This window comes from Stenotrophomonas sp. YJH_SMC_4 (genome assembly GCF_059371575.1).
In genome coordinates this window covers 248,382-261,543 of the sequence record NZ_JCAFUR010000004.1, presented here as the reverse complement: position 1 = coordinate 261,543, position 13,162 = coordinate 248,382, and the positions used below count along the sequence as shown (strand labels likewise).

17 protein-coding genes are annotated in these 13,162 nt (G+C 67.0%); 6 read left to right on the top strand and 11 right to left on the bottom strand.

The features are described from left to right. Positions 1-10: 10 nt before the first annotated feature. The gene (locus AC5P9F_RS09620) at positions 11-955 is read left to right on the top strand and encodes a 5'-nucleotidase (protein WP_005410242.1); all 945 of its coding nucleotides are present in this window, start codon (positions 11-13) and stop codon (positions 953-955) included. A gap of 103 nt (positions 956-1,058) precedes the next feature. Here the strand turns inward: AC5P9F_RS09620 and AC5P9F_RS09615 are convergent, their stop codons facing one another. From AC5P9F_RS09615 to asnS, 11 genes are all read right to left on the bottom strand, one after another. Then, positions 1,059-1,610, bottom strand: a complete 552-nt coding sequence (locus AC5P9F_RS09615; RefSeq protein ID WP_062607383.1) for a DUF2939 domain-containing protein — start codon at positions 1,608-1,610, stop codon at positions 1,059-1,061. A gap of 55 nt (positions 1,611-1,665) precedes the next feature. Continuing rightward, a complete protein-coding gene (locus tag AC5P9F_RS09610) occupies positions 1,666-2,352 on the bottom strand; it encodes a DUF2461 domain-containing protein (protein WP_005410240.1) in 687 nt (228 codons plus the stop codon). Further along, positions 2,349-3,788: an exodeoxyribonuclease I gene (sbcB, locus tag AC5P9F_RS09605; RefSeq protein WP_308678800.1), complete on the bottom strand. Its 1,440-nt coding sequence runs from the start codon at positions 3,786-3,788 to the stop codon at positions 2,349-2,351. Before sbcB ends, AC5P9F_RS09610 begins: the two co-directional genes overlap by 4 nt. Next, on the bottom strand, positions 3,788-5,155 hold the full coding sequence (locus tag AC5P9F_RS09600) for an FAD-dependent oxidoreductase (protein WP_164173000.1): 1,368 nt from the start codon (positions 5,153-5,155) through the stop codon (positions 3,788-3,790). The genes sbcB and AC5P9F_RS09600 overlap by 1 nt, the downstream gene beginning before the upstream one ends. A 31-nt stretch (positions 5,156-5,186) precedes the next feature. After that, positions 5,187-6,461 (bottom strand): kynureninase, encoded by a 1,275-nt coding sequence (kynU, locus tag AC5P9F_RS09595; RefSeq protein ID WP_005410237.1) that lies wholly within the window; start codon positions 6,459-6,461, stop codon positions 5,187-5,189. Positions 6,462-6,623: 162 nt separating this feature from the next. After that, positions 6,624-7,145, bottom strand: a complete 522-nt coding sequence (locus AC5P9F_RS09590) for a 3-hydroxyanthranilate 3,4-dioxygenase (protein WP_005413911.1) — start codon at positions 7,143-7,145, stop codon at positions 6,624-6,626. A gap of 20 nt (positions 7,146-7,165) precedes the next feature. Then, on the bottom strand, positions 7,166-7,828 hold the full coding sequence (gene can, locus AC5P9F_RS09585; RefSeq protein ID WP_005413910.1) for a carbonate dehydratase: 663 nt from the start codon (positions 7,826-7,828) through the stop codon (positions 7,166-7,168). 74 nt (positions 7,829-7,902) lie between these two features. After that, a complete protein-coding gene (locus tag AC5P9F_RS09580) occupies positions 7,903-8,541 on the bottom strand; it encodes an FMN-binding negative transcriptional regulator (protein WP_012480762.1) in 639 nt (212 codons plus the stop codon). A 7-nt stretch (positions 8,542-8,548) separates the two neighbouring features. Continuing rightward, the gene (locus tag AC5P9F_RS09575; protein ID WP_005410233.1) at positions 8,549-8,863 is read right to left on the bottom strand and encodes a hypothetical protein; all 315 of its coding nucleotides are present in this window, start codon (positions 8,861-8,863) and stop codon (positions 8,549-8,551) included. A gap of 7 nt (positions 8,864-8,870) precedes the next feature. Continuing rightward, positions 8,871-9,170, bottom strand: coding sequence for a hypothetical protein (locus AC5P9F_RS09570; protein ID WP_005410232.1), 300 nt, complete (start codon positions 9,168-9,170; stop codon positions 8,871-8,873). A gap of 30 nt (positions 9,171-9,200) precedes the next feature. Beyond that, positions 9,201-10,595: an asparagine--tRNA ligase gene (gene asnS / locus AC5P9F_RS09565; protein WP_005410231.1), complete on the bottom strand. Its 1,395-nt coding sequence runs from the start codon at positions 10,593-10,595 to the stop codon at positions 9,201-9,203. 128 nt (positions 10,596-10,723) lie between these two features. Here asnS and AC5P9F_RS09560 point away from each other — a divergent pair, with 128 nt between their 5' ends. The 5 genes from AC5P9F_RS09560 (at position 10,724) to rplI (ending at position 13,135) form a co-directional block, all read left to right on the top strand. After that, positions 10,724-11,062, top strand: coding sequence for a HesB/IscA family protein (locus tag AC5P9F_RS09560; protein WP_005410230.1), 339 nt, complete (start codon positions 10,724-10,726; stop codon positions 11,060-11,062). 66 nt (positions 11,063-11,128) lie between these two features. Next, positions 11,129-11,671, top strand: a complete 543-nt coding sequence (locus AC5P9F_RS09555) for a CbrC family protein (protein ID WP_005410229.1) — start codon at positions 11,129-11,131, stop codon at positions 11,669-11,671. 230 nt (positions 11,672-11,901) lie between these two features. Next, positions 11,902-12,339 carry a 30S ribosomal protein S6 gene (rpsF, locus tag AC5P9F_RS09550; RefSeq protein ID WP_005410228.1) on the top strand — a complete coding sequence of 146 codons (438 nt, stop codon included), beginning with the start codon at positions 11,902-11,904 and terminating at the stop codon, positions 12,337-12,339. Between the two features lie 11 nt (positions 12,340-12,350). Then, on the top strand, positions 12,351-12,581 hold the full coding sequence (gene rpsR / locus AC5P9F_RS09545) for a 30S ribosomal protein S18 (protein WP_002804494.1): 231 nt from the start codon (positions 12,351-12,353) through the stop codon (positions 12,579-12,581). A gap of 104 nt (positions 12,582-12,685) precedes the next feature. Continuing rightward, complete coding sequence (gene rplI / locus AC5P9F_RS09540) at positions 12,686-13,135, top strand: 50S ribosomal protein L9 (RefSeq protein WP_005410227.1); 450 nt, start codon at positions 12,686-12,688, stop codon at positions 13,133-13,135. Positions 13,136-13,162 lie beyond the last annotated feature (27 nt).

Sequence of the window (13,162 nt, the reverse complement as noted above, 5' to 3'; positions counted from 1 at the left end):
ACCCCCACCGATGGGCGACAACTCCCCCCGTTTGCTGACCGTCGCGGTGACCTCGCGCGCGCTGTTCGACCTCGAGGAAAGCCACGCGCTGTTCGAGAGCGACGGCGTGGCGGCCTATGCCGAATTCCAGCGCCAGCACGAGGACGATATCCTCGGCCCCGGCGTGGCCTTCCCGGTGGTGCGCAAGCTGCTGGCTTTGAACCAGGGGGCCAGCCCGGAGAATCCTCGCGTCGAGGTGATCCTGCTGTCGCGCAACTCGGCCGATACCGGCCTGCGCATCTTCAATTCGATCCAGCACTACGGCCTGGGCATCATCCGCGCGACGTTCACCGCCGGCGAGCCGACCTGGCCGTACGTGAAGCCGTTCGGCACCGACCTGTTCCTGTCGGCCAACCCGGAATCGGTGCGCAGCGCGCTGCGCCATGGCATCGCCGCGGCAACCATCCTGCCCAAGCCGCCCGGCGAGACCGCCGCCGCGGCGGCCGACCAGATCGATACCGGTCGCCCGGCCGGCCAGTTGCGCATCGCCTTCGACGGTGACGCAGTGATCTTCGGTGACGAGAGCGAGCGCATCTCCCGCGAGCAGGGCGTGGAGGCGTTTGGCCGGCACGAGCGTGAACGGGCCCGCGAACCCCTCAGCGGCGGCCCATTCCGCGGTTTCCTGTCGGCCCTGCATACGCTGCAGGAAGTGTTCCCGGCCGGCGAGAGCGCGCCGATCCGCACTGCGCTGGTGACCGCACGCTCGGCACCGGCGCATGAGCGCGTAATCCGCACCCTGCGCGAGTGGGGAGTGCGCCTCGACGAAGCGCTGTTCCTCGGCGGCCGCCACAAGGGGCCGTTCCTGCAGGCGTTCGGTGCCGACATCTTCTTCGATGATTCGCAGCACAACATCGACAGTGCGCGCGAACACGTGGCCGCCGGCCACGTACCGCACGGTGTCGCCAACGAGGGGTGAGACCATGCCGGGTGGGTGCCAACCGTTGGTTGGCACTGCCATGCATCGGCGCCCACCAAGGTGGGCACCTACCGAAAGCAGCGCCGTCGAAGGGCATGACCCGTCACGGGCTGCCGGACATCCCCAACTGCAGATCCACCACCTTCCAGCGCAGGCCCTGCGGTTCCAGCACCACTTTCATCGGCGGCTGGTCGGGGCCGCGATCGACGTCGATCACGAAGCGGTCCAGCGCTTCGAAGTGATGCTCGGCGTTCTTCAATGGCCGTGCCGGCTCGGTCGCGCCGAAGGCATCACCGCCCTGCAGTTCATTGCGGCCGCGCTTCCACAGCAGGTGGCCCTGCAGCATTGCGCCGATCCCGGTCGGGGTCACCATGGTTTCCACCGCTGCACCGCCGAGCTGGTCGCCGAGGCCGTAGAGCAGGGCGCCGAACGGGCTGGCCGCTACATCCGGGCCGGCCTGGCGTACCAGATAATCGTTGAGCTGGGCGCGCAGGCTGCTGCGCACGCGAGGGAAATCGACATAGCGTTCCAGTCGCGCCGTGTCGCGTTCTTCGATGGCCTTGGACAGGCCATGCACGGCCATGTACGGGCCGCCGAACCACCACGCAGCCAAGGCCAGGACCAGCAGCACGGCCAGTGCAGTGAGCTTCTTCATGCTGTCCAGACTGCCGCAAGTGAGGCAGCCAGTGGTGAACGGCAGGTGATGCGGCTCAGAACTCCAGGTCCAGCGCCGCGCACAGGTAGTCAACGAACGGGCCGAGCCCAGCCAGGTCCTTGCCCAGCGTGGACAGCAGGCGCGGGCCGGTCATGGTGGCATCGTCCAGCGAGCGCCACATCACCCAGTTGCGGTGCTTGAGGTCGTCGATGAACTCGAAGTCGGCCGGGAAGCCACGCGGGGGCCGCACCAGCTTTTCGCTCTCCTCGAAATCGAAGCGTTTGCGCAGGGCCGGTGCATGCGCGGCGGCCTTCCAGCTGCCCGGATTGTCGAGGATGAAGTGGCGTACGCGGCGCTGGGTTTCCGGTTCCGGATGCCACAGGCCAGCGCCGACGAAACTCTCGCCCGGCTGCAGGTGCACGTAGAACGAGGGCGCGGCCACTTCGCGGCGGCGCTCATGGAACAGGCGTGCACCCTGCCAGGTCTTGTACGGCGACTTGTCGTTGGAAAAACGCGCGTCACGATGGATGCGGAACAGCGAACCACCGACGCCACGGGTATCGGCGCGGAAGTGCTCGCTGACCTCGGCCAGCGCCGGCTGCAGGTCGCCCAGCAGGCGCAGGAACGGCTGCCGCACGTGGTCTTCGTACTGCTGGCGGTGATCGTTGAACCAGGCCTTGTCGTTGTGCCGCGCAAGGCTGCGCAGGAACTTGAAGCTGGCGTCCGAGAAATAAGTGCTCACAGCGTCTCCTGCAGGTGCTGGCCCCAGTCGCGCAGCGATTGCAGCAGGGCCTGGCGCCGGGTGTCATCGGGCGCTTCGGCGGCCAGTGCATCCAGCTGCTGCTGGTACTGGGGCAGGTTGAGTTCGCCCAGGCCGCCGTCTCCGAGCAGGCGCTGGCGGCGGTAATCCTGCCAGCGCTGGCGTTCAGGCGGCGCGAGGCTGTCGGGATGATTGCGCGCGCGGTAGCGGAACAGCAGCTCCGGCAGGCGCGGGTCGCGGAAGCGACCTTCCAGCGCGGCCAGCTGCTCGGGCGCAGTGGTGCGTGCAAGCGCAAGCAGCGGCTTGTCACCGTTGCCGAGGAAGCCGTCGTACAGCGAGGCATCGACGTCGGCCACGGTGGCGGCGCGGGGCTGGTTGTAGACCTGCCGGGCCTTCTCGGCCAGCTGCGGGGCGAACGCGCGCAGGCGTTCCACCTTGGCTTCGATCGCAGCCACATCCAGGCCGAGGCGCGCGTGGTCATCGGCGCGCAGGTGGTTCCAGGCGATCAGCGCCGGCACCTTGTTCAGATGCACTTCCTTCAGAGGTACCCGTGCCACGCCTTCGGGCAGCTCGCTGGCACGCATGTACAGGCGCTGTGCGATCACCTCCGCCGGCAGCTCCAGCAGATCGTCGATCTCGCCTTCCAGGTCGAACACGATCACCCGGTTGTTGATGGTCGGGTGCACGGCCAACGGCAGCACCGGTGCCGCGCACAGGCGGCTGGCCGGGTAGCGCATGGAAATGTGCAGCACCGGCTTCATCGCGGCCACGTCCAGCAGGCCGCCGACGAAACGCTTGTCGCGCAGCTTCAGGGCGTAGTCCCACAGGCGTGGTTGCGACTGCTTGAACAGCCGCGCTATGCCGATGGTGGCGCGCACGTCGGACAGTGCTTCGTGTGCATCGCCTTCGCGCACGTGGTTGGCCTCGGCCAGGTGCTCAAGCTTGAATGAGGTGGCGCCATCCTCGCGCAGCGGCCACTGGATGCCGTCCGGGCGCATCGCGCGCATCAGCCGCAGCATGTCCAGCAGGTCCCAGCGCGAATTGCCGTTGCGCCACTCGCGTTCGTACGGGTCGTGGAAGTTGCGGAACAGCCCGTAGCGGACGAACTCATCGTCGAAGCGCAGCGTGTTGTAGCCCAGCGCGCAGGTGTCGGGGCGCGACAGCTGCTCGTTGATGCGGTCGAAGGCCTCGGCCTCGCTGATGCCCTCGGCCAGTGCCTGCTGCGGGGTGATGCCGGTAACCAGGGTGGCCATCGGCGAGGGCAGCAGGTCATCGGCCGGGCGCACGAAGAAGCTGACCGGGGTGTCGATTTCGTTGAGATCGGCGTCGGTGCGGATGGCGGCGAACTGCGAGATGCGCGTGCGCCGCGGGTCCTGGCCGAAGGTTTCCAGATCGTAGAACAGGAAGCTGTCAGCCATCAGTGCGCGCCCTCCAGGACCGGCAGCTGCGCATGAATCTGCGCTTCCAGCGCGGCCCAGTCGATGTTGTCCAGTGAATCATGGCCGGTGGTGGCGGCCACCAGCATGTCGCGTTGCAGTTCGGTGCGGCGCAGCGCCTCGGCGTACGGCGTGTGCAGGAAGGTGACCATGGTGTAGTGCGGCACGAAGCGGGTCGGCCAGCGCCGCTGCAGTTCCTGTTCCAGTTCGCGCTGCAGCAGGAATGCAGGGTCGGCGACGCGGTCGCGCATTTCCAGGTAGTTCTCGAGCGCCATCTGCTGGATGGCACGTGCATTCGGCTTGCGCTCGGCTTCGAACGCGGCGAACGCACCTTCCAGATCATCGGCCTCCATCAGGTGGCGAGCCAGCGCAACGCAGTCCTCGAACGCGCAGTTCATGCCCTGGCCGTGGAACGGCACCATCGCATGCGCGGCGTCGCCGATCAGCACGGCACGGCCCTGCTGGTGCCAGCGATCGAGCGTCAGCGTGCCAAGCAGGCCCGGCGGGTGCTGTTCCCAGTCTGCGCGCAGGTTCGGGATCAGCGGCAGGGTGTCGGCGAACTCGCGCGCGAACAGCGCCTCGGCCTGCGCGCCGGTATTGATCGTGGCGAAGCTGGGATCGCCCTGGTTGGGCAGGAACAAAGTGACGGTGAAGGTGCCTTCGTGATTGGGCAGGGCGATGCACATGTAATGGCCGCGCGGCCAGATATGCAGCGCGTTGCGCTCGATGCGGAAGCTGCCATCGTCGGCCGGCGGAATTTCCAGCTCCTTGTAGGAGTGATCGAGGAACGCGATGTCCTCGCCCAGCGGCGCCCGCCGGTTCATCGCCGCGCGCAGGGCCGAGCCTGCACCATCGGCACCGATCAGGGTGTCGAAGCGGATGTCATGCGGGCTGTCGTCGCGGTCGTCGATGAAGCGTGCGTAGCCGGCGTCGAAATCGACGGTGTGCAGGCGGCGGTGGAAGTGTACGGTCGCGCCAGCCTGTTCGGCCAGTTCCAGCAGCGTGGTGTTGAGGTCGCTGCGATGGATCGACCAGATCACTTCGCTGTCGTCGCGGCCATAGCGCTGCAGCTGCGGTTCGCCTTCGCGCGGATGCACCATGCGTCCGCGCATCATCACCGCGCGCTCCATGACCTCGTCTTCCACACCGGCCTGGCGCAGCGCATTGCGCCCACGCTCGGCCAGCGCCAGGTTGATCGAGCGGCCGCTCTCATAGTCGGCCACGCGTGGATCGCCACGGCGTTCGTACAGGGTGATGCGCCAGCCCTGGCGTGACAGCAGGATGGCCAGCAGCGACCCGGCGAGGCCGGCACCGATAATGCTCAACGAGCGGGAAGCATGTGCGATCAACGAACTGTCCAGCAGTAGGGGAGGGACCGGCTCAGAGGCCGGCCCAGGCTTCCACTTCCTCGACGAAGTGGTGCACGTCCAGGTAGCGGTTGTAGAGCGGGGTGGGCGAGATGCGGATCACGTCCGGCTCGCGCCAGTCGCCGAGCACGCCGATGCCGCGCAGGTGCTCGAACAGCGCACGGCCGCGCTCGCGGCCACCGATCACGCGCAATGACAGCTGGCAGCCACGGCGCTGTGGCTCGGCCGGGGTGATGATGTCGAGCACGCCGGAAAGGCGTGCACGTACAAGCGCTTCGAGCATGCCGGTCAACGCCAGCGACTTGTTGCGCAGTGCCTCCATGCCGGCGCGCTCGAACAGGTCCAGCGACGCGCGCAGCGGCGCCAGGCCGAGGATCGGCGGATTGCTGAGCTGCCAGCCTTCGGCACCGATGGCGGGGGTGAACTGCGGTGCCATCTGGAAGCGGGTGGCTTCCTCATGGCCCCACCAGCCGGCAAAGCGCGGCAGCGTGGTGTCGCGGTGATGGCGCTCGTGCACGAACGCGCCGGCCACCGCACCCGGGCCGCTGTTGAGGTATTTGTAGTGGCACCACACGGCGAAATCGGGTGCGACGTCATGCAGGCGCAGCGGCAGGTTGCCTACCGAGTGCGCCAGGTCGAAGCCGATGCGCGCGCCCTGCAGGCGGGCAGCACGGGTGATTGCATCGAGGTCGAAGGCCTGGCCGGTGCGGTACTGCACGCCGGGCCACAGCACCAGTGCAAGGCGCGGACCGTGTTCGGCGATGGCGCGCTCGATCGCGGTGAGCGAGATCGTTCCGTTGGCTTCGTCCGGTTGCACTTCCACCAGGCACTCGGCGGGGTCGAACCCGTGGAAACGGATCTGCGCTTCCACCGCGTGTCGGTCGGTCGGGAATGCACCGGCTTCCATCAGGATCACCGGGCGCTGCGCGGTCGGTCGGTAGAAGCTGACCATCATCAGGTGCAGGTTCACGCTCAGCGTGTTCATCGCCACCACTTCGCTGGGCAGTGCACCGACCACGCGGGCCAGCTGCGCGCTCACCAGGCGGTGGTAGGACAGCCACTGCGTCGGGCCGGTGAAGTGGCCTTCCACCGCCAGCTCGCCCCATTGCTTCATCACTTCCTGCACCGCGGCCTGGGCGCCACGCGGCTGCAGGCCCAGCGAGTTGCCGACGAAGTAGGTCTGCTCGCCACCGCCATGGCGCGGAATCAGGAATTCGTTACGCAGCGGGCGCAGCGGATCGGCGGCGTCCAGGGCAATGGCGTGGGTGCGGCTGAGCAGGTCGGACATGGTCGGGCAACAGGCTGCAACGGGACCGCCAGTGTAGCGCCTGGGGCATGGCCCGGTAGACGCGGCCACGCTTCGAGCGCCGCGTTTTCTGGTAGTGGCCAACCTTGGCTGGCGCGCGTGGATCCATGCGCCCACCAGGGTGGGCGCCTACCGGTGTGGGCGTCAGCCCGCCGCCGGCACCGGCAGCGGATCCACGTGCCCGCACTGGCTGCAGGTACGCAGCTCCAGGCTGGCGTGATAGCGCGCGAACACCTTGGGCAGGTCGGTCTCGATGTTCTGCAGCGGGAAGAACTCTTCGTGCAGCTTGTGGTTGCAGCGTTCGCAATGCCAGATCACGCCGTCCTTCTCGTGCGGCAGGCGCTTGCGCTCGACCACCAGGCCGATGCCGCCGGGCGGGCGCCGCGGCGAGTGCGGCACCCTGGCCGGCAGCAGGAAGATCTCGCCGGCGCGGATCGGAATGTCGCGCACCGCGCCGTCCTCCTGCACCTTCAGCACCATCTCGCCCTCGAGCTGGTAGAACCACTCCGGGCCTTCGTCGTAGTGATAGTCGGTGCGCGAATTCGGCCCGCCCACGACCATCACGATGAAGTCGCCGTTGTCGATCATCTTGTTGCCCACCGGCGGCTTCAGCAGGTGGCGGTTTTCTTCGATCCAGGCGTGCAGGTTGATCGGCGAGGCGAGCATGGTCGTGGTCCGTAGTGAGGTCAGTCGCGCCGGCCCTGGCGGGGCACGTAGGACAGTGCCTTTTCATAGGCCGGCTTCAGCTCCTCCGGTCCACCGACATCGATGCCCATTTCGCTGACCCGGCCGTTCTTCAGGCTGTAGACCCAGCCGTGCACCATCAGCTTCTGCCCGCGCGCCCAGGCGTCCTCGACGATGGTCGAACGGCACAGGTTGGCGACCTGCTCGATCACGTTCAGTTCGCACAGGCGCGCGTGCTTCAGCTCGTCATCCTCGATCGCATCGAGGATGCCCTGGTGCTTCTGCACCACGTCGCCGACATGGCGCAGCCAGTTGTCGGCCAGGCCGACGCGGGTATTGTGCAGGCAGGCGTGCACGCCGCCGCAGCCGTAGTGGCCGACGATCAGGATGTGCTTCACCTTCAACTGGTCCACCGCGTACTGCACCACGCTCAGGCAGTTCAGGTCGGTGTGCGCGACCACGTTGGCGACGTTGCGGTGCACGAACACTTCACCCGGGGCCATGCCGATGATCTGGTTGGCCGGCACCCGCGAGTCGGAGCAGCCGATCCACAGGTATTCCGGATGCTGCTGCTTGGACAGCTGCTGGAAGAACTCAGGGTCTTCCTTGGCGATGCGGTCGGCCCAGTCGCGGTTGTTCTGCAGCAGGCGGTGGATGTCTTTCATGTGCGGTATCCCTGGCGTCGGGTGGGGGCAAGGCGCGGCCGTTCTGGTCGCGCCGTCGCGGGAAGCTGGGGTGATCAGCCGCTGGAGGCGGACTGTTCACGGTGCCAGCGCATCCACTGCGCCAGCTCATGGGAGGACGGGGAGGCGAGCGCTTCCAGTGCGGCGATCACGGCCTGCTGGTTGGCGTCGGGATGGTTCTGGCTGAGTTTCAGCTTCAGCTGCACGTGTTCCACCTGGAAGCGGAAGCCGACGATGGCGCGCAGCTCCGGGCCGTGTTCGGCGCGCGTGGCATCGAACCGCCAGGCCTGGCCGGCGCTGGCTTCGAAGTGGTCGCTGATCGCGCCGACCAGTTCGGCCAGCGCATCAGCGTCGTCGAAGGTCTGCAGCTGGCCACGCAGCTCGGCAGCGGCGTAGTTCCAGGTGGGTACCCGCGCGGCGGGCTCCTTGTCCGGATACCAGCTGGCCGACACGTAGCCGTGTGGGCCATCGACCAGTACCTTGGCCGCGCCGCTGTGGCGCGACTGCGGGTTGGCGCGGGCCCAGTGGCCGCGCAGTTCGATCTGGTCGCCGTCACGCCGGTACAGCACCGGCATCCGGGTCAGCTCCGGCAGGCCATCGCTGCCGGGGGTGAGCACGGTAACGAACGGGTCGCGCGCCAGCAGGCGGTCCAGCCAGAGCAGGTCGGTCTCGGCGAAGGCGCGCGGGGTGAACATGCAGGGGTCAGGCGCGCCCGCCCAGCGACTGGACCATGCGGCCACGCAGACCCTCGTCGCTGTCGGCCTGCGGCGGCTGCACTTCGTGCAGGCTGAAGCCGCGCACCAGTGCGTCCTCCTCGTCCAGGCCGTCGTACTCGACGAACTCGGCGTCGAACAACTGCGAACGGGCGGTGTCTTCGCTGTCGTAGCTCAGCGTGTTGCCATCGCTGTCGAGCACTTCGGCGGTGCCGGCCGGGCGAACGCGCAGGCGCGCCCAGATCAGGGTGTTGCCGAGGCTGGCCAGCCACCAGCTGTCGCGCGAGGCGGTGATGTCGTTCATGAGCGTATTACCAGAGCGAGGCCAGCCAGAGCAGGGCGGCCATGCCCAGTCCGGCCAGCAGGGTCAGCAGCGATACCCAGGCCGGTGTCGCCAGCCCGGACAGCGAGCGGTCCGGTTGCTGCCGATAGTCGCGGCGCAGCAGCCAGGCCAGGGCATCGGGCTTGAGGAAGGCGCCGCTGCCGAAGCGCGCGGCGAGCGCCGGATGGCGGTCGCGCACGTGCACCAGGGTCAGCGGCCAGAAGATCACGAAGGCACTGAACCCGGCCACTGCAACGCCGACGAAACAGAGGGCGAAGAACAGGGTCATGGGGGCAGTACCTCCGTGGTCGTATGGGGCTTAGAAGTCCGCGCTGCCCGGGGCGCGCGGGTAGGGGATCGCATCGCGGATGTTGGACAGCCCGCAGACGTACACCACGAGGCGCTCGAAGCCCAGGCCGAAGCCGGCGTGCGGCACCGAGCCATAGCGGCGGAAATCGCGGTACCAGCTGTAGTGCTCGCGATCCAGGCCGAACTGGGCCATGCGCGCGTCCAGCACGTCCAGGCGCTCTTCGCGCTGGCTGCCGCCGATGATCTCGCCGATGCCCGGGGCCAGCACGTCCATCGCGGCAACGGTCTTGCCGTCGTCGTTCAGGCGCATGTAGAAGGCCTTGATGTGCTCCGGATAGTTGGTCACCACCACCGGGCGGCCGACGTGTTCCTCGGTCAGCCAGCGCTCGTGCTCGGTCTGCAGGTCCAGGCCCCATTCGACCGGGAAGTCGAACTTCCTGCCGGACTTCTGCAGCAGGCTGACCGCGTCGGTGTAGTCGATGCGCTCGAACGGTGCGTTGATGAAGTCTTCCAGCTTGGTGATCGCGTTCTTGTCCACGCGCTCGGCGATGAAGGCCAGGTCGTCGCTGCGCTCGTTCAGCACCGCACGGAACAGGTACTTCAGGAACTCTTCGGCCAGGCGTGCGTCTTCGGCCAGGTCGGCGAAGGCGATTTCCGGCTCGATCATCCAGAACTCCGCCAGGTGGCGGGTGGTGTGGCTGTTCTCGGCGCGGAAGGTCGGGCCGAAGGTGTAGACCTTGCTCAGCGCCAGGCAGTAGGCCTCGACGTTCAGCTGGCCGGACACGGTCAGGAAGGTTTCCTTGCCGAAGAAGTCGCGGCTGAAATCGATCGCGCCCTTCTCATCGCGCGGCAGGTTCACCATGTCCAGGGTGGACACGCGGAACATCTGGCCGGCGCCTTCGGCGTCGGAGGTGGTGATGATCGGGGTGCTGATCCAGTTGAAGCCGTTCTCGTGGAAGAAACGGTGCACGGCCTGGGCGAGGCAGTTGCGGATGCGGGTGACCGCGCCGAACAGGTTGGTGCGCGGGCGCAGGTGCGCCACTTCGCGCAGGAACTCCGGCGACATCGGCTTGGGCTGGATCGGGTAGGTCAGCGGGTCTTCGACCCAGCCGACCACTTCCACTGCACTGGCCTGGATCTCGAACGACTGGCCCTTGCCCTGCGACTTCACCAGGGTGCCGGTGGCGATGACCGAGCAGCCGCTGGTCAGGCGCTTGATCTCGTCGAAGTTGGCCAGGCTGTCGCCGGCCACGACCTGGATCGGGGCGAAGCAGGAGCCGTCGCTCACATTCACGAAGGCCAGATTCGCTGAACCGCGCACCGTGCGCACCCATCCGCGTACCGTGACTTCGCCGCCTTCCGGGATCTTCCCGGCAAGCGCATGTTCAACGCTGACCACCGTCATGACTTGAATCCTCTGCTGATCGACTCGATCTGTGAACACGGGAGTTTACCGGTTGCAGCGTTCTGCTTGCGAGGCATTTTTCGCGGCAACGGCTCCTTATAATGTCCCCGTACCTCTGGAGTAGCCCCATGGCCGTCAGCCTGACCCCCATTGCCTTCGAGCGCGTGCAGCGCTTTGTCGCCCAGACCCCCGGTGCGCTGGGCCTGCGTTTCGGCGTGACCAAGACCGGTTGCTCCGGCTGGGGCCACATCACCGACCTGGCACGCGACGAGCGCGAGGGCGATACCGTGTTCGAGCAGGATGGCGTGAAGATCTATGTCGACGCCAAGAGCCTGGCGCTGGTGGACGGTACCGTGATCGACTTCGGCAAGCACGGCCTGAGCGAGACCTTCACGTTCAGCAACCCCAATGCCACCGCCGAGTGTGGCTGCGGCGAGAGCTTCACCACCGACGCCGACAAGGCCTGACGGCCCGGCGCGTCCCGGTAGCTGCCGACCTTGGTCGGCACGCGGGGCTCGGCAGGGACCCCACGGATGGAACGACCGGCTTTTACCTATCATCCCAACGCCTACGCCCTCTCCTTCGAAGAGGTCGACGGAATCTGTGACTGTTGCGGCCAGCCGCGCACACTGCGCTACCGCGGGCCGTTCTACACCCGTCTGCGTCCGGATTACCTTTGCCCCTGGTGTATCGCCGACGGCAGGGCGGCGGCCAGCTACGAGGGTGAATTCACCGGCTGGAGTGATATCGAAGGGGTCTCGCCAGACCCGGCCGACCCGCCGCCGAGCATCGCTCGTGAGCTGCTGCTGGAGATCTGCGAGCGCACGCCGGGCTACCCGTCCTGGCAGCAATCGGTCTGGCTGAGCCATTGTGAACGGCCCTGCGCCTTCCTCGGTTTCGCCGGCAGCGACGATCTGCTGCCCATCCTCGACCAGGTCCGGCCCGATGTGGCGGAGGTCAATCCACGCGACGCCGACTGGGTGCTGGCGCACCTGAGCCGGGACGGGATGATGGTCGGCTGCCTGTTCCAGTGCCTGGAATGCGGCCAGCATCGCCTTCACGTCGACCTGGGGTGAATCCAGGCGGATTCGTGGGCTGTGCGGGGCTCCGGTAGCGGCCAGCCTGGGGCGGCATAGGGGCTGCGCCCCCGGTTCAGGTTGCCCTGTGACCCGCCGGTTGCCCGGCACCCCCATCTGCGCCATAATGCGCGGCTTCCTGCCTCCCGGCGGGAATCCTTGCCCCACCGCGGTATCAACGGCGGGGGGCTGTCCGGCCGCAAGGCCACATCCGAAAGGTAGAAAAAAACATGAGTCGTCATTACGAAATCGTGTTCATGGTCCACCCGGACCAGAGCGAGCAGGTCCCGGCCATGATCGAGCGCTACAAGTCGCTGGTCGAGAACGGCAACGGCACCATCCACCGTCTGGAAGACTGGGGCCGCCGCCAGCTGGCGTACCCGATCCAGAACCTGGTGAAGGCCCACTACGTGCTGATGAACATCGAAGCCGACCAGGCCGTTCTGAACGAACTGACCGAGAGCTTCCGCTTCAACGACGCCGTGCTGCGCAACCTGGTCATCAAGCGTGACGAGGCTGACACCGAGCAGTCGCTGATCATGAAGAGCAAGGACGAGAAGGGTGACAAGCCGGAGCGCGGTGAGCGCCGTCGTCGTGACGACGAAGAAGGCGAGTCCAACAACACCGCTGACAACGAAGCCGGCGACGACGCCGCTTCCGCCGCCTAAGGAGCCTTCCCATGTCCAAGTTCTTCCGTCGCCGCAAGTTCTGCAAGTTCACTGCTGAAGGTGTGAAGGAGATCGACTACAAGGATCTCAACACCCTGCGCCAGTACCTGACCGAGAACGGCAAGATCGTGCCGAGCCGCGTCACCGGTACCAAGTCGAAGTACCAGCGCCAGCTGGCGACCGCCGTCAAGCGCGCTCGCTTCCTGGCCCTGATCCCGTACACCGACAACCACGACGTCTGATGCCGGCGGGGCGGCCCGGCGCCGCCCCCGCTGTGCCAGCTATTCGGACAGCCTTTGTTGCGGGGCATCGCCTCGCTAACGAATAACTTATCTGGAGCAATACCATGCAGCTGATCCTCCTGCAGAAAGTCACCAACCTCGGCAACCTGGGCGACCTGGTCGACGTGAAGCCGGGCTACGGCCGTAACTTCCTCGTGCCGCAGGGCAAGGCCGTGCCGGCCACCGAGAGCAACAAGGCCGAGTTCGAAGCCAAGCGCGCCGAATACGAAGCCAAGGCCCAGGCCATCCACGCCGACGCTGAAGGCCGCAAGGCCAAGCTGGAAGGCGCGAGCGTGACCATCGCCGCCAACGCTTCGACCGAAGGCAAGCTGTACGGCTCGGTTGGCCCGCGCGACATCGCCGAGGCCTTCACCGCCGCCGGCCTGCCGCTGGAAAAGAGCGAAGTCATCCTGGGCGAAGGCGCCTTCCGCAACATCGGCGAATACGACGTGCTGGTCCACCTGCACGCCGACGTCGAGACCACCGTCAAGGTCGTCGTCGTCGCCGAAGCCTGATCCCACGCCGCAAGGCTTGGCATCACC

What these genes read in the sequence shown, in the direction of transcription:
- AC5P9F_RS09620 (WP_005410242.1), top strand. Translation starts at nt 11, where the DNA reads ATGGGCGACAACTCCCCCCGTTTGCTGACCGTCGCGGTGACCTCGCGC.
- AC5P9F_RS09615 (WP_062607383.1), bottom strand. Translation starts at nt 1,610, where the DNA reads ATGAAGAAGCTCACTGCACTGGCCGTGCTGCTGGTCCTGGCCTTGGCT.
- sbcB (WP_308678800.1), bottom strand. Translation starts at nt 3,788, where the DNA reads ATGGCTGACAGCTTCCTGTTCTACGATCTGGAAACCTTCGGCCAGGAC.
- kynU (WP_005410237.1), bottom strand. Translation starts at nt 6,461, where the DNA reads ATGTCCGACCTGCTCAGCCGCACCCACGCCATTGCCCTGGACGCCGCC.
- AC5P9F_RS09590 (WP_005413911.1), bottom strand. Translation starts at nt 7,145, where the DNA reads ATGCTCGCCTCGCCGATCAACCTGCACGCCTGGATCGAAGAAAACCGC.
- can (WP_005413910.1), bottom strand. Translation starts at nt 7,828, where the DNA reads ATGAAAGACATCCACCGCCTGCTGCAGAACAACCGCGACTGGGCCGAC.
- AC5P9F_RS09580 (WP_012480762.1), bottom strand. Translation starts at nt 8,541, where the DNA reads ATGTTCACCCCGCGCGCCTTCGCCGAGACCGACCTGCTCTGGCTGGAC.
- AC5P9F_RS09575 (WP_005410233.1), bottom strand. Translation starts at nt 8,863, where the DNA reads ATGAACGACATCACCGCCTCGCGCGACAGCTGGTGGCTGGCCAGCCTC.
- AC5P9F_RS09570 (WP_005410232.1), bottom strand. Translation starts at nt 9,170, where the DNA reads ATGACCCTGTTCTTCGCCCTCTGTTTCGTCGGCGTTGCAGTGGCCGGG.
- asnS (WP_005410231.1), bottom strand. Translation starts at nt 10,595, where the DNA reads ATGACGGTGGTCAGCGTTGAACATGCGCTTGCCGGGAAGATCCCGGAA.
- AC5P9F_RS09560 (WP_005410230.1), top strand. Translation starts at nt 10,724, where the DNA reads ATGGCCGTCAGCCTGACCCCCATTGCCTTCGAGCGCGTGCAGCGCTTT.
- AC5P9F_RS09555 (WP_005410229.1), top strand. Translation starts at nt 11,129, where the DNA reads ATGGAACGACCGGCTTTTACCTATCATCCCAACGCCTACGCCCTCTCC.
- rpsF (WP_005410228.1), top strand. Translation starts at nt 11,902, where the DNA reads ATGAGTCGTCATTACGAAATCGTGTTCATGGTCCACCCGGACCAGAGC.
- rpsR (WP_002804494.1), top strand. Translation starts at nt 12,351, where the DNA reads ATGTCCAAGTTCTTCCGTCGCCGCAAGTTCTGCAAGTTCACTGCTGAA.
- rplI (WP_005410227.1), top strand. Translation starts at nt 12,686, where the DNA reads ATGCAGCTGATCCTCCTGCAGAAAGTCACCAACCTCGGCAACCTGGGC.